Source organism: Nocardiopsis synnemataformans, assembly GCF_965343085.1.
Taxonomy (GTDB): Bacteria; Actinomycetota; Actinomycetes; order Streptosporangiales; family Streptosporangiaceae; genus Nocardiopsis; species Nocardiopsis alborubida.
The window spans coordinates 37,058-58,562 of sequence record NZ_CBDRFA010000052.1; the positions used below are offsets into that span (position 1 = coordinate 37,058).

Annotated in this window: 20 protein-coding genes and 2 pseudogenes; 5 read left to right on the forward strand and 17 right to left on the reverse strand. The window is 69.3% G+C overall.

What is annotated here, in order from left to right; all coding sequences use genetic code 11:
- Positions 1-132: 132 nt before the first annotated feature.
- The 10 genes from ACSIH6_RS26085 to ACSIH6_RS26130 all read right to left on the reverse strand — a co-directional run bounded on the left by ACSIH6_RS26085 (position 133) and on the right by ACSIH6_RS26130 (position 11,730).
- On the reverse strand, positions 133-1,710 hold the full coding sequence (locus ACSIH6_RS26085; protein WP_435110962.1) for a class I adenylate-forming enzyme family protein: 1,578 nt from the start codon (positions 1,708-1,710) through the stop codon (positions 133-135).
- On the reverse strand, positions 1,707-2,117 hold the full coding sequence (locus ACSIH6_RS26090; RefSeq protein WP_435110963.1) for a cupin domain-containing protein: 411 nt from the start codon (positions 2,115-2,117) through the stop codon (positions 1,707-1,709). Before ACSIH6_RS26090 ends, ACSIH6_RS26085 begins: the two co-directional genes overlap by 4 nt.
- 204 nt (positions 2,118-2,321) lie before the next feature.
- On the reverse strand, positions 2,322-3,734 hold the full coding sequence (locus ACSIH6_RS26095) for an aldehyde dehydrogenase family protein (RefSeq protein WP_435110964.1): 1,413 nt from the start codon (positions 3,732-3,734) through the stop codon (positions 2,322-2,324).
- Between the two features lie 79 nt (positions 3,735-3,813).
- Positions 3,814-4,950, reverse strand: a complete 1,137-nt coding sequence (locus ACSIH6_RS26100) for a zinc-binding dehydrogenase (protein ID WP_435110965.1) — start codon at positions 4,948-4,950, stop codon at positions 3,814-3,816.
- A gap of 73 nt (positions 4,951-5,023) precedes the next feature.
- Positions 5,024-6,088 (reverse strand): TRAP transporter substrate-binding protein DctP, encoded by a 1,065-nt coding sequence (gene dctP / locus ACSIH6_RS26105; RefSeq protein ID WP_435110966.1) that lies wholly within the window; start codon positions 6,086-6,088, stop codon positions 5,024-5,026.
- A gap of 70 nt (positions 6,089-6,158) precedes the next feature.
- Positions 6,159-7,448 carry a TRAP transporter large permease gene (locus ACSIH6_RS26110; protein WP_435110967.1) on the reverse strand — a complete coding sequence of 430 codons (1,290 nt, stop codon included), beginning with the start codon at positions 7,446-7,448 and terminating at the stop codon, positions 6,159-6,161.
- Positions 7,441-7,902: a TRAP transporter small permease gene (locus tag ACSIH6_RS26115; protein ID WP_435110968.1), complete on the reverse strand. Its 462-nt coding sequence runs from the start codon at positions 7,900-7,902 to the stop codon at positions 7,441-7,443. The genes ACSIH6_RS26110 and ACSIH6_RS26115 overlap by 8 nt, the downstream gene beginning before the upstream one ends.
- A 673-nt stretch (positions 7,903-8,575) precedes the next feature.
- Positions 8,576-9,634, reverse strand: coding sequence for a zinc-binding dehydrogenase (locus ACSIH6_RS26120; protein WP_435110969.1), 1,059 nt, complete (start codon positions 9,632-9,634; stop codon positions 8,576-8,578).
- A 105-nt stretch (positions 9,635-9,739) separates the two neighbouring features.
- Entirely contained in the window at positions 9,740-10,636 is an 897-nt protein-coding gene (locus ACSIH6_RS26125) for an aldo/keto reductase (RefSeq protein ID WP_435110970.1), read from the reverse strand.
- Positions 10,637-10,680: 44 nt separating this feature from the next.
- Positions 10,681-11,730 carry an NAD(P)-dependent alcohol dehydrogenase gene (locus ACSIH6_RS26130; RefSeq protein WP_435110972.1) on the reverse strand — a complete coding sequence of 350 codons (1,050 nt, stop codon included), beginning with the start codon at positions 11,728-11,730 and terminating at the stop codon, positions 10,681-10,683.
- Between the two features lie 149 nt (positions 11,731-11,879).
- On the opposite strand from ACSIH6_RS26130, the gene ACSIH6_RS26135 reads away from it, so the two are divergent.
- The gene (locus ACSIH6_RS26135) at positions 11,880-12,782 is read left to right on the forward strand and encodes a helix-turn-helix domain-containing protein (protein ID WP_435110973.1); all 903 of its coding nucleotides are present in this window, start codon (positions 11,880-11,882) and stop codon (positions 12,780-12,782) included.
- A 142-nt stretch (positions 12,783-12,924) separates the two neighbouring features.
- On the opposite strand, the gene ACSIH6_RS26140 is transcribed toward ACSIH6_RS26135, so the two are convergent.
- Positions 12,925-13,332 carry an MmyB family transcriptional regulator gene (locus tag ACSIH6_RS26140; protein ID WP_435110984.1) on the reverse strand — a complete coding sequence of 136 codons (408 nt, stop codon included), beginning with the start codon at positions 13,330-13,332 and terminating at the stop codon, positions 12,925-12,927.
- Between the two features lie 662 nt (positions 13,333-13,994).
- Here ACSIH6_RS26140 and ACSIH6_RS26145 point away from each other — a divergent pair.
- Positions 13,995-15,023 (forward strand): aldo/keto reductase, encoded by a 1,029-nt coding sequence (locus tag ACSIH6_RS26145; protein WP_435110975.1) that lies wholly within the window; start codon positions 13,995-13,997, stop codon positions 15,021-15,023.
- A gap of 272 nt (positions 15,024-15,295) precedes the next feature.
- Positions 15,296-15,625, forward strand: coding sequence for a carboxymuconolactone decarboxylase family protein (locus ACSIH6_RS26150; RefSeq protein ID WP_435110976.1), 330 nt, complete (start codon positions 15,296-15,298; stop codon positions 15,623-15,625).
- 240 nt (positions 15,626-15,865) lie between these two features.
- Here ACSIH6_RS26150 and ACSIH6_RS26155 read toward each other — a convergent pair whose 3' ends face one another.
- The gene (locus ACSIH6_RS26155; protein ID WP_435110977.1) at positions 15,866-16,903 is read right to left on the reverse strand and encodes a zinc-binding dehydrogenase; all 1,038 of its coding nucleotides are present in this window, start codon (positions 16,901-16,903) and stop codon (positions 15,866-15,868) included.
- A gap of 295 nt (positions 16,904-17,198) precedes the next feature.
- On the opposite strand from ACSIH6_RS26155, the gene ACSIH6_RS26160 reads away from it, so the two are divergent.
- Together ACSIH6_RS26160 and ACSIH6_RS26165 are read left to right on the forward strand one after the other, a co-directional pair.
- Positions 17,199-18,656, forward strand: a complete 1,458-nt coding sequence (locus tag ACSIH6_RS26160; RefSeq protein ID WP_435110978.1) for an MFS transporter — start codon at positions 17,199-17,201, stop codon at positions 18,654-18,656.
- 48 nt (positions 18,657-18,704) lie between these two features.
- Positions 18,705-19,535, forward strand: a complete 831-nt coding sequence (locus ACSIH6_RS26165) for an oxidoreductase (RefSeq protein WP_435110979.1) — start codon at positions 18,705-18,707, stop codon at positions 19,533-19,535.
- Positions 19,536-19,576: 41 nt separating this feature from the next.
- On the opposite strand, the gene ACSIH6_RS26170 is transcribed toward ACSIH6_RS26165, so the two are convergent.
- From ACSIH6_RS26170 to ACSIH6_RS26190, 5 genes and pseudogenes are all read right to left on the reverse strand, one after another.
- A complete protein-coding gene (locus ACSIH6_RS26170; protein ID WP_435110980.1) occupies positions 19,577-20,116 on the reverse strand; it encodes a cation:proton antiporter domain-containing protein in 540 nt (179 codons plus the stop codon).
- Positions 20,117-20,126: 10 nt separating this feature from the next.
- Positions 20,127-20,495 (reverse strand): annotated as a pseudogene (locus ACSIH6_RS26175) (cation:proton antiporter domain-containing protein); the annotation flags it as partial.
- A gap of 189 nt (positions 20,496-20,684) precedes the next feature.
- Positions 20,685-20,858 (reverse strand): aldehyde dehydrogenase family protein, encoded by a 174-nt coding sequence (locus ACSIH6_RS26180; RefSeq protein ID WP_435110981.1) that lies wholly within the window; start codon positions 20,856-20,858, stop codon positions 20,685-20,687.
- A 37-nt stretch (positions 20,859-20,895) separates the two neighbouring features.
- Positions 20,896-21,248 (reverse strand): annotated as a pseudogene (locus tag ACSIH6_RS26185) (aldehyde dehydrogenase family protein); the annotation flags it as partial.
- On the reverse strand, positions 21,245-21,502 hold the full coding sequence (locus ACSIH6_RS26190) for an aldehyde dehydrogenase family protein (protein WP_435110985.1): 258 nt from the start codon (positions 21,500-21,502) through the stop codon (positions 21,245-21,247). The pseudogene ACSIH6_RS26185 and the gene ACSIH6_RS26190, both read right to left, overlap by 4 nt.
- Positions 21,503-21,505 lie beyond the last annotated feature (3 nt).

The following is a 21,505-nucleotide window of genomic DNA, read 5'->3' on the forward strand; positions in this document are numbered from 1 at the left end:
ACCGCCGTTTTCTCGGCATGTTTACCGACACAAGGAACCAGCGAGCACCGAATCAATCAATGACCGGTGCACACAGGTGTACTTTCCCCAGGAAAGCGCTGAGCCCGCGCAAGGCGATTCCCGTGGACGCGACTATGCCTCACGTACCGCCAAGCACGCCCGGGCCTTCTCGATGACTTTGGCCCGCTCCACCTTTCCCGCGTGGTTCTCCTGGAACGGTTCGGACTGGAACACCCAATGGCGGGGAATGGCGAACGAGGCCAGTTCGCCGCGAAGGCCCTCCCTTACTCTTCCCAGGTCCTGCGGGGAGGGGGTCACCACGATGGCGGCGACGTCCTCGCCGAGATCGGGGTCGGCAACACCGAAGACGACGGCGTCGTCGACGTACGGAAGCCTCAGCAGGGCGCGTTCGACCGCGGCGGGAGCGATGTTCTCGCCGCCGCGGACGATCATGTCCTTCGACCGCCCGGTGACCCAGAGGAAGCCGTCGTCGTCGACCCTCCCGAGGTCTCCGGTGCTCAGCCAGCCCTCGGAGTCGATCGGGCCGTCACCCTCTTCGCCGATGTAGGCCGTCATCTGCGTGGGGCTGCGGAACTGGATCTCCCCGTCGCTGGTCTCCGTGGCGCCGACGATGCGCATCTCCACGCAGGGCAACGTCCGACCGGTGCTTCCGGGGCGGGCGACCGTGTCCCTGCCGGACGCGGCCACGGCCTGTCCCCCGTTCTCCGTGAGTCCGAAACCCGTGGCGATGCGGGGCTCGACCCCCGGGAACCCGGTGCGAACGCGTTCCAGCAGTTCCGGGTGGGCGGCCGCACCGCCGACGGTCAGCGCCCGCAGGCTGGAGACGTCCCGGACACGGGCGTCCGGGTGCTCGATCACACGGGTGAGCATCGTCGGGACAGCGCTCCACCTGCGGATGCGCCGTTCCTCGATAAGCCGGAGCACGTCGGCGGGGTCGAACCTTCCCCTGGGCATCACCAGGGTGTCTCCGACGCAGACCGCCCGCAGCAGCGTCTGTACTCCCCCCACGTGGAACATCGGGCCGGTGTGGAGCGCGGCCTCGCCGGTGGTCTCCTCGACCTGGTGGGGCAGGCGACGCGTGATGTGCAGGAGCATCTGCAGTCCGGCCAGCAGGGAGCGGTGCGAGAGCAGGGCCGCCTTCGGGCGGCCCGACGTGCCAGAGGTGAAGATGATGACGGCGTCGTCGTTCTCGTGACCGGCTGACGGTACCTGCGCACCGGTGCCGGGGCTGTCGGACCGCACCCAAGGAGCGGTCTCGTACTCGTCGCCGACCCTGTCCCGCAGCCGGTCATCGGCCAGCACCAGGCGAGGGCGCACACTGTTCAGTGCCTCGTGGAGTTCGGTGGGACTCCACCACGCGTTCACGAGAACGGCGACCCCGCCGACGCAGACGGTCGCCCAGAAGTTGATGATCCATTCCGGACTGTTCCATCCCAGGATCGCGACCCGGTCGCCGGGTCGGACGCCGCGGGCGAACAGGTCCTGCCCACGGCACCCGACCTCCTCGCGGAACGCGGCGAAGCCGAGCGTACGGTCCCCTTGGATGACGTGCGGCCGGTCGCCCCAGCGGTCGGCCAGCGCCAGCAACTCGTTGAGGAGCCGGGGCCGTTGTGTGTACATGCGGTAGGGACGGCCGTCGATGTCGACGGTCTCGATCCCGGTACCCCATACGGGAACGGTTGTGCTCATGCCGCGCCTCCGCCGCGGTTCGGCAGGGGGACGGCGGAGAGGTAGAGCGATTCCGGCAGTTCGTCGGCCCACACGGTCTTGCCCAGGGAGATCGTGGTGTAGGCGACGAACGAGTCGGGGGCGGCTCCGTGCCAGTGCTCCTCGTTGGGCGGCGTGTAGAGCACGTCTCCGGCCTCGATCACCTGGCACCCACCGTCCCGGGTGCCGACCAGGCCGCGGCCGAAGTCGACGATGAAGACCTGTCCCCCGGTGTGCGAGTGCCAGTAGGTACGGGACCCCGGCTGGAAGACGACGCTGTTCACTCCGATGCCCTCCGCCTGGAGCCGTGCGTCCATGCCCATGACGCCCGTGATCGTCGTCGGCCCCGAGCCCGTCGGTCCGCCGACCCTGCCCCGCTCGAAACGCATTCACTCATCCTTTCCATCGAAGTTGGCGGGACATCGCGCGCTCGCCGGTTCGGGCGCGGTTCCCGGCACGGGACGGCGCGTCCGTCCTGTGGGACCGTCGCCCCGTGTTGCGTGAGGCGGACCCGGGGTAGCGCGCCGACCCCTTGTCATCGTTTTTCGCCATGCGGTGACCGAGGTCCTCGGACGGAGGCGCGAGGACCTCCCTCACCCGTGGATCGCCTGGGGCTCCAGATAGTCCTCGATCCCGTGGCGACCCATCTCACGGCCGATACCTGACAGCTTGAACCCCCCGTGAGGGGCGCGCATGTCGATGGGTGTCCCGTTGATCCGAATCCGCCCGGCCCGGATGCGGGCGGCGACGGCACGCGCGCGCTCGTTCTGCGCCGCCCAGACCCCGCCCGCGAGGCCGTAGTCGGAGTCGTTCGCGATCCTCACCGCGTCGTCCTCGTCATCGAAGGGGATGAGGACGACGACGGGTCCGAAGACCTCCTCCCGCGCGATCCTGTCCTCGTTGGTGCCGGAGAAGACCGTGGGACGGACGTAGAAGCCCCGGTCACAGCCCTCCGGCCGGTCAAGACCGCCGGTGACCAGCTTGACCCCCTGGTCGATGGCGCGCTCGATGTGACCGCGCACCCGGTCGTACTGGTCGCGGTTCGCGAGAGGTCCGAGCTGGGTGCTGGGGTCGGTGGGGTCGCCGAGAACGAACGACTCCGCCCGTTGCGCAGCCAACCGCTCCGCCTCGCCGATCCGGTCGCGCGGGACCAGGATCCTGGTGAGGGCACCGCACGCCTGGCCGGAGTTACGGAAGGCGTCCTCGATGCCGCCCGCGATGGCCCTGGGGAGGTCCGCGTCCTCCAGGATGACGTTGGCTGACTTGCCGCCGAGTTCGAGTGCGACCCGCTTGATCGACCGGGACGCCAGTTCCATGACACGGCTGCCCGCACGAACCGACCCGGTCAACGAGACCATGTCGACCGCGGGGTGCGTCACGATGGCCTCGCCCACCTCGGGACCCGTTCCGGTGACGATGTTGAGGACACCGGGCGGCAGACCGGCCTCCTCGGTGTAGCCAGCCAGGAGGAACGGGGTGAGGGGAGCCACCTCGCTCGGCTTGAGGACGACGGTGCATCCTGCCGCGATGGCGGCGCCCGCTTTGAGGCACACGGAGCGGATGGGGCCGTTCCAGGCCGTGATGGCCCCGACGACCCCCGAGGGAACGCTGCGGACACGTGCGTGGCCGATCTCCTCCTCCCACAGGACCCGGGGAAGGGCGTCCGCGAAGTTCCGGAGATCGCGGATCGCCATCTCGGTCGACGCCCTGCGCGCCCAGGAGACGGGCTGCCCGATCTCCGCGACCACGGACGCCGTCACTTCGTCGGCGTTGCGCTCGATGACGTCCGCCAGCGCACGGATCACGGACGCCCGCTCGTCGACGCCGGTCCGCGACCAGTCCCCGAAGGCGGCGGACGCGGCCCGGGCCGCGGTGTCGACGTCCTCCTCGGTACCCCGTGCGATCTCGGCGATCGCTTCCTCCGTAGCGGGGTTGACCACCTCGATGACATCGGTCGCCGAGGAGTCGACCCATTTTCCGTCGACATAGATCTGCTGGTGCCGCATCGCGGAAACCTTCCTTCCTGCGTTGTCTGTGGGACATCCCGGCAGCGCGCCCGCCCCCCGGGCAGCGCCGTCGACGGGCTCAGCGGGGTGTGGCACCGAAGTCGATGACCGGCTTGATCTCGGTCAGCGCCCGCATCCCCCGGAACGCCTCGGTGACCTGGTCCAGGCCGAACCGTGACGACAGGAGCCGGTCGAAGTCGAATTCGCCCTGCCCCCTGCTCAGGAAGTCCATCGCCTGCCAGTAGTGGGATTCGACGGCCGACATGGACCCGATGACCTGGAGGTTGTTCTTCATGATCGTCGAGGGCGTGATCTCCACCCGGTGGGCGCCGACCTGGCCTCCGACGAGGTAGCGACCGCCCCTCCTGACCATGTCCAGGCCCTCGGCGAAGGCGCTGCGCGCGCCCGACCACTCCATGACGATCTCGGCCCCGTGCCCTCCCGTCAGTTCGCGGACGGCCTCGACGCGTGCCTGCGCCTCGGGAACGTCGGCCACCGAGACGAGGTCCGTCGCGCCCCAGTCCTCGGCCAGCCGGAGCCGGGCCTCCGGTGCTCCGACCACGATGATCCGCCCGGCACCGGACCTCTTCGCGAGGGCGGTGGCGAAGAGCCCCAGGGGGCCGGACCCCTGGATGACCACGGTCTGCCAGGGCTGGATCCGCCCGAGGCGTTCGTAGGCGCTGATCACGGTCCTCAGCGCGCAGCTCCCCGCGGACGCCCACTCCGGTTTCACGTCGTCGGGCACCCGGATCTTCTGCGACTGCGGATACACGTAGCAGTACTCCGAGAACCCGCCGACGAGGTACGGGTACCGTTCGCAGTTCGTGCCGTAGTGCCGCCTGTTCGGGCAGAGGTTGGGCTGGTTCACCACCGCGCAGAAGTAACAGGTGCCGCACCTGCCCTGGGTGAACACGATCCGGTCACCGATCTGCACCTCACCTCCGCCGGTGAAGTGTGACTCTCCCTCCTTGGCGACCACGACGCCGGACATCTCGTGGCCAGGGACGACGGGAAGCTCGATCGGTCGGATCCCCCCGGCGTGCAGTGAACCGTCCCACACGTGGACGTCGCTGCCGCAGACGGTGGCCGCTTCGACGCGCACCAGAAGCGCGCCGGGCTCCAGGGAGGGAATGGGAAGCTCGCGCACTTCCAGCTCTCCGTTGAACTCCGTGATGACCGCGGCCCGGCTCTTCTCCGGCACCTCGAACTCCTGCATGGTCACACCGCTCCTCTCTCGATCCGGCTCGTCCTGAAGTGCGCGTCGGCGTACCCGCCGCCCGTGCGCGTCCTCATCTCTCCTGCTCCGCCCTGTCGAGTGCCTCGTACCAGGCGTCCAGGACCTCCTGGCCCGGCTGCCCGTGTTCCTCCCTCTGCTGGACCCAGCGTTCCTGGGCCTCGGTGATCGCCCGTTGGAGGTCTTCGAGATCGCCCTCGCCGAGCTCGTAGTACTCAAGATCGTTCGAGGTCACTTCGACGGCGTCCTCCAACTGGATCTCCCGGGCGTCCTGGTAACTGTCCAGCGTGACCTCACTCGCCTCGCTCATCGCGACCCGGACGTCCTCCGGCAGTTCTTCGTAGGTCTCCGCACTGACGCCCAGCACGGTGATGACCACACCGAGCGGGGCGTTGGTCGTCGCCGCGTCGCTCACCTCGTGAAAGCCGTACGCGGGGACGGCTTCGAGGGAACTCAGCGAACTGTCGGCGGTTCCGCGTTGCATGGCCTCGTACTGTTCGGGGCCGGGGATGGCGATCGGTGCCGCGCCCATGCCCTCGATGAGGAAGTCGGCGACACCGCCAGGCGTACGCACGGAGGTCCCCTGCCAGTCGTCCAGGGTGCGACGGGGTTCGCCCTGCACAAGAAACTGGTAGCGGCCGGGCACCATCCCCATCACGGGTCGGATTCCCGCTTCGCCCCACTCCTCCGCGAGGGGCCCCGCGAGCATCTCCTGATAGGCGTTCTGCACGACGCGCAGGTCGGAGGCGTCGTATCCCGGGACCGTCGGCACCTCGCTCAGGGGAAGTTCCGCGGGCGCCGCCGTCGCGGGCACGAACGCCCCGACGTCGACGGTGCCGGTGCGCAGCGAGGAGATGATCTGCTCGGCCGACACCAGCTGGCTGGAGGGGTAGTACTCGAACTCCACCCGGCCTCCGGTGCGTTCCTCCACCTCCCTCATCCACACCTCGACGCCTTCGGAGACGTTGATGTTGGACGTGGGCATGTAGTGGGCGAGACGCAACGTGATCGTCCCGTCGTCGCTCTCCCCGGGACCGCAGGCCGTCAGCAGCAGGGAGGCGGCGAGGGCCGACCCGCAGACGACGCGTGTGCGGCGTGCAGAGGGCCGCGCTGGGTTCATGGTGGTTCCCTTCACAGGATGTGAGCCGGGTTCTCCCAGCTTGGGCGGCTGGAAACGAGGTCCAGGCGGGTCACTCACTGAGCGACGGGAGGAAGGTCGCGATGTCGGGGAAGGCGACGAGGAGCAGCGCCATGACCAGGCACGCGCCGTAGAACGGCGTCACACCGCGGAAGCCGTCCCCGAGCCGTCCGCCCCCTGAGGCGACCGTGACGTAGACGTTCATTCCGACCGGCGGACTCAGAAGGCCCACCTCGCACGTGAGGGCGACCAGGATCCCGAACCACACGGGGTCGTACCCCAGCCCCACCACCAGCGGGAAGAAGACCGGAAGGGTCAGCAGCATCATGCCGGCCGAGTCCAGGAAGGCACCGAGCGCGATGTAGACGAGCATGATGATGAGGATGATGAGCAGGGGTGGGAAGCCCGCGTCCTGGACGAACTGGGAGAGGCTCTGGGTCATCCCGGTCAGCGTCACGTACTGGGTGAAGAGCTTCGCGCCGATGATGATGATGAACAGGGTGGCCGTGAGCTCGATCGTGCGCCGCATGGCGCGGACGATCCCCTCGCGCCGGAGCCCGCCGAAGGCCGCGCCGACGACCAGGGCGCCGAGGGCGCCGAGGGCGCCCGCCTCGGTGGCCGTCACCAGGCCCGAGTAGATCCCGCCCAGGACCAGGGCGATCAGGAGCAGGGCCGGCGCCGTACCGGTCAGTGAGCGGAAGCGCTCGGACCACGACACCTTCGGCCCCTTGGGGGCGATCTCCGGGCGCAGCAGCTGCCAGCCCGCGATGACGAGGCAGTACAGGAACGCGAGGACGAGGCCGGGGATGATGCCCGCCGTGAAGAGGTCGGCGATGGACGTCTCGGTGGTGACACCGTAGATGATCAGCACGAGGCTGGGCGGGATCATCGGAGCGAGGGTTCCGGCGCTCGCGACCGCGCCCAGCGCCAGCTTCTCGGAGTAGCCGGACTTGCGCATCTCCGGCACGGTGGTGCCCGCGAGGCTCGCGGTGGCGGCGATGCTCGACCCCGACAGGGCCCCCATCCCGGCTCCGGCCCCGACACTGGCGACCGCCAGGCCTCCGGGGAGGCGGCCGAGCCAGGCACGGGCGGTCCCGAACATCTGCCGGATCACGGTACTGGCGCCCAGGAACTCGGCCATCAGGATGAACAGGGGAATGGCCGTCATCGTGAACGACTGTGTGGCCGCACGGGGCCCGGTGGCCAGCAGGGCCAGGCCCGCGTCGGGGCCCCAGATCATGGCGATGCCGAGCAGACCGGTGACGATCATCGCGAAGCCGACCGGGGTCCCGAGCGTGAGCAGGACCAGAAGGAGGGCGGTGGGAAGGAGGATCTCAAGCATCGGTCAGGCTCTCCTTCGCGCCGGGTGCCTCGGGGTCCAGCCGCGTACCGTGGTCGCCCGGCACCAGGACGAGCACCAGGAGCTGCCAGAGCGCCCGGAGCGCCACCATCGCCAGCCCCAGAGGGACGAAGATCCACGAGGGTCCGATGGGCAGCGCTCCCACCCCGCCGAGGGACTGCCCCCACGAGAGCAGCAGCTCGTTGGTGGCGCCCACAGCCATGACCGTCGCGCAGACCAGGATCAGCGCGCTGTTGAAGATCTTGAAGACGCGCTGGCCGAACTCCCCGAAGCGGTCGACGACCAGGGTCGCCGAAATGTGCGCGTTCTTGGCCTGGACCAGTCCCAGACCGAGGAACACCAGAATGGGCAGCAGGTAGAGGATGGTGAAATTCAGGCTGCCGGGGACTTGGATCGCGAAAGCGGTGCGCAACACCACGTTGAGAACGGTGTTCAAGCCCATGACAAGAAGGGCGAGGACCGCGACGCCCCCCAGGGTCCATTCGACGAAGCGAAGGACGCGATCGAATACGCGAAGCCAGTTCGGGCGGTTTCCCTCACCTGATTTCGGCACTGACGGAGCCAGACTCACTGCCATGAACTTGCAACCTCTCGAACTCGGTCGCGGCATCCGACCGATTGCTGGATCTCATGAGCGGGTGCGGCTGACGCCGCTCCGCCCGCACGGCGGTCGGTACGCCTACGTCGCCGCCACGGCCCTACGCGCCGCTTCCACGGGAGATCACGCGTCTCACCCGATGGCGTGGAGCACTCTGGAACCAGATCAAAGTTCGTATATGCGATCAATGATTCCTATAACAGAACAGACTGTAGGAGTGAGGCCAGTCACATGTCAATCGCAGGTGGCTTGTATATAATATATTTTTACACTGGTTAACCTGCACGAAACCACACGGAACATCATCTGTGGACTGACCTTTCAGTCCACACCAACACAGAAGGCGATCAATCCATCACTCTCCGTTCTGTCGGTGATCGTCCGAGCGCTCTCACCGCATGACGAAGGCCCCCGAGACGACCTGCCGTTCACCGGTTTCTCCCGGATTCCTCTCCGGCCTTCAAGCCGGGGAGGAATCCGGGACACGGCCTCCTTCAGGAGGGGGAGGAAGTCAAACGTGGACGACCGGCTTGATGACGTTCTCGTCGCGCGATCGCATCAGGTCGAGGGCGTCGTCGAGACGGCTCCAGCCGTCAAAGGTGTGCGTCACCAACGGACTCGGGTCCAGACGGCCGTATTCGATCAGACGCAGGATCCGTGCATAGAACTCGCGCCCTTCCTTGACGAAGACGCCGGTGAGAAAGCGTTCGGTACCTCCGAAGTCCCACACGTCCATCGGGATCGTGACGTTTTCCTCGAAGAACAAGGACACGTTCGCGACGTGCCCTCCGGGCTTGACCAGCCGCAGCGCCGTCGTGAACTGGTCGCTGACCTTCCCCCCGGAGGCGACCAGCACGGCGTCCACGGGGGCACCGCCGGTGGCGGCCAGCACCTGCTCGACTACCGGCCCCTTCTTGTAGTCGACGACGTCGGTCGCACCGTAGCGACGCGCCAACTCGAGGGTCTTCGGCCGTGATCCGACAGCGACGATACGGCTCGCGCCCCGCAACACCGCGCCGGCAACGCCCATGAGGCCGACCGGACCCACCCCCAGGATCGCGACGGAGTCACCGAGCTCGAACTCCATGCGCTCCACACCGGTCAAGCCCGTGGCGACCATGTCCGGAACCATGAGGGCCTGCTCATCACTGATGGAGTCGGGGATCGGCGTCATCGTCATGTCGGCGTCGATGGCCCGCACACGCTCAGCGAAGACACCGCCCTTGGACGGGTCGTCGGAGAAGTACGGGTTGTTGTTCTGGTAGTACTTCGCCTCGCCGCGCTGGGCCTGCGGGGTGCGCCAGTCGGTGCCGCCGGCGGGGATGATGACGCGGTCGCCGGGACGGAAGTCCGTGACGTTCTCCCCCACCTCCTCGACGACGCCGACGGCCTCGTGCCCTATCGGCTTGCCGATCGCCGCGGGGAAGCCGGCCGTGGCGACGAGGTGGACGTCGGTCGTGCAGGTGGCGACGGCGGTGGGACGCACGAGCGCGTCGTCGACGCCGATCATCGGGACGGGGACGTCGGCCCACCCGGCTTCCCCGGGACCGTGAAGGACATAGCCGCGCATGGTAGGTACTCCTTTGGATCGAAAGCGGATGAGGGCCCGGGACGCACGCGCCCCGGGCCCTCCTGGCGCGCCGACGACCGCGGGACGCGCCGTGCCGTGCGACCGTCAGCTGTTGTCGATCGCGAACGGGAAGAGCGAGGTGTCGACGACCTCGGGGTCCGGCCCCCCGCGAGCGCCGGTGTCGAGCGCGTCGACCGCCGCGAGTTCCTCGGCGGACAGGAAGAAGTCGAACACGTCGAAGTTCTCGGCGATGCGGTGCGCCTTGACCGATTTCGGGATGGCCGAGTGCCCGTGCTGGAGCTGCCAGCGCAGCACCACCTGGGCGGCCGTCTTACCGTGCCGTTCGGCGATCTCGGTGACGACCGGATCGAGCAGGACGTTCTTCTGCTGCGCCGGGTCGTCGCTCTGGTAGACGTTGACGCCGCCGATCGGGGACCACGCCTGGGTGACGATGCCCAGATCGGAGTGCGCTCGCCGCAGCGGCACCTGCGTGAAGTACGGATGCAGCTCGACCTGGTTGACGCCGGGTACGACGTCGGTGCGGTCGATGAGCGCGCGGAGGTGTTCCGGGCTGTGGTTGCAGACGCCGATCGCGCGGGCGCGGCCCTCGTCGAGCACCTTTTCGGCGGCCTTGTAGGCGGCGACCGTGGCCTCGTGCTCTGTGGGCATCGGCCAGTGCAGCAGGTAGAGGTCGACGTAGTCCAGGCCGAGTCGGCGCAGGCTGGCGTCGAAGCCGGTGAGCGCGGCGTCGTAGCCGTAGTCACTGATCCACAGCTTGGTGGTGACGAACACCTCCGAGCGCTCCACACCGGAGCGGCGGATGCCCTCGCCGACCTCGCGCTCGTTGCCGTAGGCCGCCGCGGTGTCGATCAGCCGGTAGCCGTCCGCGAGGGCGGTCTCGACGGCGCTGACCGTGTCCTCGGGCGAACTCTGGTAGACGCCGAGGCCGAGCGCGGGCATCTCGACGCCGTTGTTCAGGGTCAGTACGGGTTGTGCGGTCATCGTGGATCCTCTCCTCGTACGGGGCCTGCCGGGCGATGCCGGTGTCAGGCCAGGGTCGCGTTGTCGATGACGAAGCGGTAGCGCACGTCGGAGGCGAGCATCCGCTCGTACGCCTCGTTGATCTGGTCCGCGCGGACCAGTTCGATGTCGGCGGTCACGCCGTGCTCGGCACAGAAGTCGAGCATCTCCTGTGTCTCGCGGATCCCGGCGAACTGTGAGCCGGAGATGTTGCGACCGTTGGTCATCAGGGCGAACACGTCCAGCGGCAGCGGCTCGGTGGACACTCCGACACTGACGAGGGTGCCGTCGATACGCAGGATGCCCAGGTGGGCGTTCAGGTCGATCGGCGCGCTGACGGTGTTGAGGATGATGTCGAAGGTGTTCGCGAGCTTCTCGAACGCCTGCCCGTCACCCGTGGCGTGGTAGGCATCGGCCCCGAGAGCGAGTGCGGCCTCACGCTTGTCCTCCGAACGTGACAGGACGGTCACCTCGGCACCCATGGCCTTGGCCAGCTTGACCCCCATGTGGCCGAGTCCGCCGAGACCGACGACAGCCACACGCTTGCCGGGGGCGGCACCCCACTTCTTCAGTGGCGCGTACACCGTGATGCCGGCGCACAGCAGCGGGGCCGCGGACGCCGGGGTGAGGGACTCGGGGACGCGCAGGACGAAGTCCTCGTTCGCGACGACGGCCTGCGAGTAGCCGCCCTGGGTGAACGAGCCGTCCCGGTCCGCGGCACCGAACACCAGGGTGTGGCCGTTGAGGCAGTACTGCTCGTCGCCCCGAAGGCAGTTCTCGCACTCGCGGCAGGAGTCGACCATGCAGCCGATCCCGACCCTGTCGCCGATCCGGTGTTTGGTGACCTGGTCGCCCACCTCGGTGACCACACCGACGATCTCGTGGCCGGGGACGAGCGGCTCGACCGGCAGCGGGCCGAAGTCGCCGCCGGCGAAGTGCAGGTCGGAGTGGCAGATGCCGCAGTACAGGATGTCGAGCTTCACGTCGTGTGGGCCGACGTCACGGCGCTCGATCGTCACGGGCTCCAGCGGGGCGCCGGCCTTCGGCGCGCCGTACGCGTTGACGGTGGTGGACAAGGTCTTCTCCAGACGGAAGTGAACGCTCCGTCGGCCCGTCCGGGCCGACCCCTCCATACAAACCGCTGGTCTCGGCATGAACCAGTTCCTGCTGATCCGTGTACCAACAGCCCACGTCACGGTGGCCGGAGCTGCCCTACAGTCGAGGCATGGACAACCGTGATGAGGTCCGCGCGTTCCTCATGTCACGCCGCGCACGGCTCACTCCGCCCGACGTCGGACTGCCCGACGTCGGGCGCCGACGCGTGCCCGGGCTGCGTCGTGAGGAGGTGGCGATACTCGCCGGTGTCTCCAGCGAGTACTACGCCCAACTCGAACGGGGCAACCTGACCGGGGTCTCCGACAGCGTCCTGGACGCGCTGAGCCGGGCGTTGCGGCTGGACGAGGTGGAACAGCTGCACCTGTTCAACCTGGCACGCGCGGCCTCCGGCCCCCGCCGGCCCCGGCGGGCGCCGGCACCGCGCATCCGCCCGTCGGTCCAGCGTCTGCTCGACACACTGACGGGCACCCCGGCACTCGTGCGCAACGACCGGCTCGACATCGTGGCGGCCAACCCGTTGGGGCAGGCGCTTCTGGCGCCCGTGTTCGCGCAGGCCGCCGCGACTCCGGGGAGGCTCCCCAACACCGCCCGATACGCGTTCCTGGACCCCACGGCGCGGGAGTTCTACGCCGACTGGGACGGGGTCGCGCACGACGGTGTCGCAGCGCTGCGCGCACACGCGGGGAAGAACCCGCACGACAGGGCGTTGACCGACCTGATCGGTGAGCTCTCCACACGCAGCCACGAGTTCCGCCAACTGTGGGCCACGTACGACGTCACCCTGCACCGCTCCGGTGCGAAACGTCTGATGCACCCGGTCGTGGGCGAGCTGGTGCTGGACTTCGACTCGATGGCGCTGACCCAGGACGAGGGGTTGACCTTCGTGACCTACAGCGCGGCACCCGACTCCCCGTCCGCCGAAACGCTGGCACTACTCGCCAGCTGGGCCGTGACAACACGGCCCGGCCACCCGGCCGCGGATTCGGCTCCGAACCGGACTCCGGAGCGTTGACACGGCGAGCGGCTCGAATCTCCCGCCCCGCCGTGCGGACCACCGTCACCTCCTTCACCGGCCTGCCGGAATCGCGACGGAGGATCGGTTGCAGGTCCGCGTAGTCAGTGCCCAGCCGGCTATGCGAGGCGTCGACCGGTTCCTATGGGCGACCGCTCGCAGCGGGCCGACCGTGCCCGTTTCCGTCCGCATCCGCCCACACGGGGCCTCCTGCCCAGTCGGCTAACAGCCTCAGACGCTCCTCAGACGTCGAACCCGGTTCGGCACTGTAAGCGAACACCGTCAGGCCGGGGTCGGCCGGGAGCTCCATCGCCTCGTAGGCCAACTCCAGATCCCCGACCGCCGGATGGCGGCTCCTCTTCAGACCCGTGCGGTGGAAGCACACGTCGTGGGCCTCCCACCGGGCGCGGAAGGCCGCACTGTGGATCCGTAGCTCCTCGACGAGGTCGGTGAGGGCGCGGTCGTGCGGGTTGCGCCCGGCACAGCCGCGGAGGATCGCCACACTGGCGTCCGCGACGCTGTCCCAGTCATCGGCACCCTCACGGGTCAGGGGGGTTCTGCCAGTGCCTGGAACAACAGGAACTCCCTCACCAGAGGCCGATGCGGTTCTCTGGAGAACGTCCTCGGCCGCGCCGTCGACTTCGAGGAGGTACCTGGGGGCGGCCTACGACCGCGACGCTCTCCAGGTCCTGGTCCGGCCCTGACCCCGCCGGCCGTATCCGGCGGTCGGGTCGCCTCCCGGTCCGGAAACGCTTCCACGGAGGCGATTCGACCGTCCCTGTTCTCCCCACCATCTTCGTAAGGACCATCCATGGCCCTCACACCGGCGGCCGTACTGGTGACCATGCTGGTTCTCAGGTCGGGTGGCGGGATCAAACGAGGGAGGCAATGCCAGTACCCCGAACACCAGGGTCTCCCTGTGCCGGTGCACTCCAGGTTGGCTGAACCCATGTGAGCTTTCCGCACCTACGACGCTGCCGACGCATCGGTCCGAGCCGTCTGCTCCGTCGTCCTCGTGTCTGCGCCGAACACGCGGTGCCACATGTCTGAATGGGTACCGGCGACGGGGAACTGCCAGGGCTCTTCGCAGCCGGGCTCTCACACCAGGTGGCGGTGGCATCGGCCGCCGTGCCGCTTCGGCGGCGCGCATCACGCAGCATCGGGCGCTCGGACGAACCGTGTGTCCGACCGAGAGAGAGGGATCGAACACCGATGGACTACCGGTTGCTGGGACGGACAGGCGTGTCGGTCAGCCCGCTGTGCCTCGGGGCGATGATGTTCGGCACTTGGGGGAACGCGGACAAACAGGAGTCGATCCGCATCATCCACCGTGCCCTGGACGCCGGCGTCAACTTCGTCGACACCGCGGACGTCTACTCCGAGGGCGAGTCCGAGGAGATCGTCGGTGAGGCACTCGCCGGAGGCCGACGCGACAACGTCGTCCTCGCCACGAAGTTCTTCGTTCCCATGGGTGGGGATCCCAACGAGCGCGGCGGATCACGCCGGTGGATCATGCGCGAGGTGGAGAACTCGCTCCGCCGTCTCAAGACCGACCACATCGACCTGTACCAGGTCCACCGGCCGAGCCCGGACACCGACGTGGAGGAGACGCTCGGAGCGCTCTCGGACCTGGTGCACCAGGGCAAGGTGCGCTACGTCGGGTCCTCGTCCTACTCCGCCAGCCAGATCGTCGAGGCGCAGTGGGTGGCCAGGGAACGTCATCTGCGGCGGTTCGTCACCGAGCAGCCGCCCTACTCCATCCTCGTCCGCGGTATCGAGGAGGACGTCCTCCCGACGGCGCTGCGCCACGGCATGGGCATCCTCACCTACAGCCCACTCGCGGGCGGCTGGCTGTCCGGACGCTGGCGGAAGGACCGTGACACCCCGGAGCCGGTGTCGCCCGCGCGGCGACGGCTCGCCGAACGGTTCGACATGTCCCTGCCGGAGAACCAGCGCAAGCTGGCGGTGGCGGAGTCGCTCGCCCAGCTCGCCGACGAGGCCGGGATGAGCCTGATCGAGTTGGCGATCGCCTTCGTCGTCAACCATCCCGCCGTCACCTCGGCGATCATCGGCCCGCGCACGATGGAACAGCTCGACTCCCAGCTGCCCGCCGCCGACGTCACACTCACCACCGAGGTACTCGACCGCATCGACGCGCTCGTCGCGCCCGGCACCACCATCAACCCCGCCGACAACAGCTACGGTGCCGCCGAACTGGCGGTGTCCGCCCGGCGGCGCTGACCTCCGCTCTGGCCGGGGAGGCCAGCGGATCCTCGCTCGTGGGCCTGGTGGGACAGGAGCCGGTCGACCAGGCCGAGGCCCACCGTGCCCCGGGCGACGGAGGGCCCACGCCTGACACCGGCCGTCCGCGCACCGCACACGAGGCAGACCGCCGAGCGCCTGAGCTTCCACCTGGCTCGCGGCGGGCTCACCCTCACCGTGCCCTGAACCCTGCCGCACTCGACGCCGTTCCCCGACACGGGAGAACGCCACTGCATCCGAGGAGAGAGCCCATGCCCGAAAACGACCAGCCCACGGCCGCCCAGGCCATGCTCGGTGACTTCGCCCCCGACCTGGTCCGCTTCACCGACGACATCCTGTTCGGCGAGGTGTGGCCCAACCCGGCTCTGTCCCCGCGCGACCGCAGCCTCGTCACCGTCGCGACGCTGGTCGCGCTCTACCGGTCCAACGAGCTGCCCTTCCACCTCAAGACCGCCATGGACAACGGGCTGAGCGCCGAAGAACTCAAGCAGGCCATCACCCATCTGGCCTTCTACGCCGGCTGGCCCAACGCCATGACCGCCATGAACGCGCTCCGGAAGATCCTCGAACAGGACACGTGACCGACACGGCACGCAGCGAGCCGAAGACGGTAAGCCGCCACGGCATGGTGCGTGTGGCGTGCCGAGACCACCGCGCCGTCCTCAGTGTGGCGCCCGGTGTCAAGACGAGGAGCGGGTGCCGGAAGTGGAAACTTCCCGCACCCGCCCTTGCCTTCACCGGTGCCTTCCCTACAAGGACCTCAGCCGCGTCTCAGCGGCGGCACCGTCTCCTCACCCTGACCGTACGAACGCGGACCGTGCTCAGGGAGCCACGAGGACCTTGAGAGCCTCGCGGGAGTCCATGGCCCGGTAGCCGTCGGCGACGTGGTCCAGGTCAACGGTCAGGTCGAAGACCCGGCCCGGGTCGATGCGCCCCTCCAGCACGTCGGGCAGGACCCTGTCGATGTAGGCCCGTACCGGTGCCGGACCGCCGTTGAGCGTGGCGTTCTTGCCGAACAGTGACCCGAAGCCGACCGGGGCCTCCTCGTACTGTGGGACTCCCACACGGGAGATGACGCCTCCGGGCCGCAGCACGCCGTAGGCCGTCTCGTAGGCGGGCATGTGGCCGACCGCCTCCAGGACCACGTGCGAGCCCTGTCCGCCGGTCAACTCCATGACCCTGGCCAGGCCCTCCTCGCCCCGCTCGGCGACCACGTCGGTGGCCCCCCACTCGCGGCCCAGGTCGGTGCGGGCCTTGTGGCGGCCCATGAGGATGATCCGCTCCGCGCCCATCTGCCTGGCCGCGAGCACGGCCGAGAGCCCCACGGCTCCGTCACCGACCACCGTGACCGTCTGCCCCGCCGAGACACGGGCCATGTGGGCCGCGTGGTAACCGGTGAGGTAGACGTCGGACAGGGTCAGCAGCGACGGCAGCAGGTCGGAGTCGACCGAGACGGGCACCTTGACGAGGCTGCCGTCGGCCTGGGGCACGCGGAGGGCCTCGGCCTGTGCGCCCCCCACACCGCCGGCGCCGTACCAGCCGCCGTTGACGCAGGAGGTCTGGAACCCCTCGCGGCAGAACTGGCAGGTGTTGTCCTGGAAGGCGAAGGTGCCGATGACGAAGTCGCCCTTCCTGACGTTGGTCACGTCAGCGCCGGGGTCCTCGACCACACCGAGGAACTCGTGGCCCATCGGAGCGCCCTCCCCGGAGGCGGGCATCCCGTGGTAGGGGTGCAGGTCCGAGCCGCAGACGCAGGCGCGCACCACGCGCACGATCGCGTCGGTGGGCTCCTGGATGGTCGGGTCAGGCACGTCCTCCACCCGCACGTCGCCCGCGCCGTACATGAACGTTGCTCTCATCAGTTCTCCACGATTGTTGTCCGAACGGGATGAGCACCCATCACTCGGGCACTCCCCCACCACTCCAGACAACCCGTTTACCGAGCCCAGCGGGAGTGCTTGTCGTTCCAGGTACTGGCAGATCCCCCTTCACACCGCACGGGCCCGTCGGCGGGAAGCGGGCGTCTGCTCTGTCGACACGCTGGGCCACGGACGCAGCGCCCGCACCGTTCGCCCGACCGGTCCAAGGGGGCACCGGTGGTACCCCGAAAGGTGGTGACTCCCTGCCCGAGGGTTCGGGGTGTGGACTGGGGGCATGAGACGCCACACCACCGCGGCCACCGGGCCGACGCGCAAGGGCGCGATCCTGGCCGTCGTCCTGGTCGGCTACTTCATGATCGTGCTGGACAACTCGATCGTCTTCACCGGTCTGGCGCGTATACGCGAGGACCTCGGTTTCACCACGGCCGGGCTCTCCTGGGTGCAGAACGCCTACGCGCTGGTCTTCGGCGGGCTCCTGCTCCTGGGCGCCAGGGCAGGGGACGTCCTGGGCAGACGGCGGATGTTCCTGGTCGGACTGGCGGTCTTCTCCTTCGCCTCCCTGCTGATCGGTCTGGCCCCCACGGCCGAATGGATGCTCGCAGCCCGGGCGCTCCAGGGTGCGGGATCGGCGATCCTGGCCCCCGCCTCGCTCGCCCTGCTGACCGCGAACTTCCCCGAGGGCCCCGAGAGGACGCGCGCGGTCGCCGCCTACGGTTCCACCGCCGGTGTCGGCGCGAGCCTGGGCCTGGTGGTGGGAGGCCTGGTCGCGGACCTGGTCTCCTGGCGCGTCGGGTTCCTGATCAACGTGCCGATCGGCATCGCCTTGGCCCTCGTCACACTGCGTTTCGTCGGGGAGGCAGACCGCGTCCGCGGCCGGTTCGACATCGCGGGCGCCGTCACCTCCACCCTCGGCATGGCCTCGCTCGTCTACGGGATCACCCGTACCGCCGACCACGGTTGGGCGAACCCGGTCTCGCTGGCCGCGACGGCCGTCGGCGTGACGGTGCTCGCGGTGTTCGTCCTCGTCGAACGGCGGGCCGAGCAGCCGATCCTGCCGCTGCGGGTCTTCGCCCACCGGGTCCGGGGCGGGGCGTTCGCCGCGAGGCTGCTGTTCGCCGGTGCGATGTTCGGCTACTTCTTCTACGCAAGCCAGTACATGCAGGCAACCCTCGGTTTCACCCCCTTGCAGGCGGGAGCGGCGTTCCTTCCGATGACCGCGGTGCACTTCGGTTTCGCGCTGGCCGTGCCCGGGCTGACGCGCCGGTTCGGCAACACCGCCCTGGTCCTGACGGGCCTGGCCGTCGCCCTGGCCGGTATGGCGTGGCTGAGCCGGATCGGGGACGACAGTGTCTACTGGAGCGCGGTCGCGGGGCCGATGGTCCTGCTGGGCGTGGGCCAGGGCCTGGCGTTCGCCCCGCTGACGGCGGCCGGGATCGTCGACGTCCGCGCCCGGGACGCCGGTGCGGCCTCAGGGCTGGTCAACGTCGCCCACCAACTGGGGGGGCGCGCTGGGAGTGAGCGTCATGGTCGCCGTCGCCGCCGGGGGCACGACCGGCGCCTCATCCGCCGACCTCGCCGTGGAGGCCTCGCGGGGGCTGGCCACCGGCGCCGTGCTCCTGGCCCTCTCCCTGGCCGCTTCAGTGGCGCTGATCGTCCGCTGGCGGCCGGTGGGGACGACGGGGAGTACGGGCACGCAGCGGACCGCACGGGCGGGGAGCGTCCCGCCCGGTGAACCGAACCAATCCGACCCCGACCGTCCGATGCCACACAAGGAGTACTCATGACCACCTGGCTGATCACCGGCTGTTCCAGCGGCCTGGGCCGCGCCCTCGCCGAAGCCGTCCTTGGCCGCGGCGACAGCGTCGTCGCGACGGCCCGGGACGCGAGTACGCTCGCTCCCCTCATCGCCGCCCACCCGGACACCGTCCTCACCCTCGACCTCGACGTGACCGACGCAGGGCGCGTCGCCGAGGTGGTGTCGGCCGCCGAGCGCAGGTTCGGCGCCGTCGACGTGCTCGTCAACAACGCCGGTTACGGCTACAGGGCTGCCGTGGAGGAGGGCGATCCGGGCGACGTCGCCCGGCTGTTCGCCACCAACGTCTTCGGCCCCGTCGAGCTCATCAGGGCGGTGCTGCCCGGTATGCGGGAACGCCGTCGGGGGACGATCGTCAACGTCTCCTCCATCGGCGCCCGGATGACGCCGCCCGGATCCGGGTACTACGCGGCCACCAAGGCCGCGCTGGAGGCGTTGTCGGGTGCGCTGCGCGAGGAGGTCGCCCCGCTGGGGATCACGACGATGATCGTGGAGCCAGGCGCCTTCCGCACCGATTTCGCCGGCCGCTCCCTTGCCCAGTCGGCCCGGGTGATCCCCGACTACGCCGCGACGGCGGGCAGGCGGCGCCGCGAGAACGACACCACCCACGGCACCCAACCCGGAGACCCCGGCAGGGCTGCCGCCGCGATGATCACGGCGGTCACCTCTCCCGAGCCGCCCTTCCTGTTGCTGCTGGGCGAGGACGCCCTGCGGGGCTTCGACGACCACGAGCGCCGGCTGCGCGGGGACGTCCACGCGTGGAGGGAGACCGCCCTGGGCACCTCCTACCCGGAGTGACGGGAACAGTCGCCTCGCGGGGGCCGCAGCGTGGTTCCGGATCACTCGAACTGTTCGCGGTGGGTGAGGCGCACCTCCTCGGTGTCCAGGGCCGCCATGACCTCGGGCAGGGCGGCCAGGGTCTCTTTGATAGCGGTCTCCTGGGCGAAGCGGTACTCGCGGTCCACCTCACCGTCGTCGGCGAGTCCCGACCGTGCGATCAGCGGGGGCAGGAGCAGTCCCTGCACCACGAGGGTCACCAGGATGACCCCGGTGGTGGTGAAGATGACGAGGTCGCGTTCGGGGAAGGGGGCGCCGGAGGACACCGTGTTCGGTACCGACAGGGCGACCGCCAGGGACACCGCTCCGCGGAAGCCCGCCATGGCGTTGACCAGGCGGGAGGGCAACCCCGGTCCTCCGCTCGGCCGGAGAGCCCGGGGCAGGAGCGCCACGAACAGGAGCGGCCCCAGGACAAAGACGCACCGCGAGGACGAGGGCGGAGACGAGCACGACCAGGGCCTGGGCCAGCGCCGGACTGGTGAGGCCGCGCACGGCGGTGTGGACCTCCAGGCCGACCAGGACGAACAGGGATCCGTTGACAAGGAAGACGGCGACGGCGCCGGCGGTGGCGACGACCAGCAGGGTGCTCATCACGGCGATACCGGTGAGGTTCTTGCGGATCTCGCGCAGCGACGTGGACAGGCTCTCCCAGTACAGCAGGAGGGACAGGAAGATCAGGAGCATCAGCTCGGGCGGCAGCTGTACCTCGTGCAGGGCGGGGGCGAACCCCAGCAGCATCCCGCTGGCCAGCAACAGGACCGAGGCGGGCAGCCGCGTCCGGACCGCCAGGACGGTACAGACCAGGATCGCCGTACCGAGCAGGACGACGAGTACGAGTCCGAGCAGAACCCACCTCCGTCGATCCGGCGGACACGGTCCTTTGTCCAGGACGGAAGGGTTCGTGGCCGTCCCTTGGAGCACCGTCCACCGGTATCGGCTCCGCGAACGGAAAACGGGGCCGGACGCGCTGAACGCGCACCTGCCCCGCGGGCTTCGGGCTCGTCCCCGGGCAGTCGCCGTCCTCCGAGGACGTGGTGGGAGACGTCCCCGTCTCCGGGAAAGGACGGGAGATCCAAGAGGCGGTCCCAGAAGCCTTTTCCCGAAGGGTCCTCAGCCGATGGACTGGTACTCGGTGAACTCCTCGACGCCGTAGCGACCGAACTCGCGGCCGATGCCCGAGAGCCGGAACCCGCCGTGGGGAGCGCGGGGGTTGATGGGGGAACCGTTGATCCGGATCCGCCCGGCGCGCACACGCCGTGCCACGTCGTGCCACGTCGTGGGCATGGTCCGAGTCCGCCGCCCACACCGCGGCGGCCAGACCGTAGTCGGAGTCGTTGGCGATCGCCACCGCCTCGTCCTCGCTGTCGTAGGGGATGAGGGTGGCCACGGGGCCGAAGATCTCCTCGCGGGCGCCTCGGGACCACCGGTGACGAGGTCCATGCCGTCGTCGACGCCGGACCGGATGTAGCCGCGGATGCGGTCCCGCTGCGCCGCGTTCTTCACCGGTCCCAGGGTGGTCCTGGCGTCGTAGGGGTCGCCCAGGACGAAGGATTCGGCCTTGGCGCGGGCGATCTCGCGGATGCTCTCGGCGGCGATGCGCAGGTCCTCGATGGCGGTCGCGGTCTGGAAGGACGTGGCGATCGCCGCGGGCTGGCCCAGCTCCGCGACCATCATCGCGGTGAGCTCCTCCGAACGCCCCTCGAGGATCCGCGCGATGCGCACGAGGAACTCGACACGGCGGGCGGCGTCCGCGACCACGCGGGAAGGGCCCGGTGGGCGGCGATCGCGGCGGCGTCGACGTCCGCCGCCGTGCCCGCGGGGACGGTGGCGATGACCTGTTCGGTCACCGGGTTGATCACCTCGAGCGAACCCTCTCCCTGGGAGACCCTCCACTCTCCCCCGACGAAGACGTCCTTGCGTTCGATCACGTG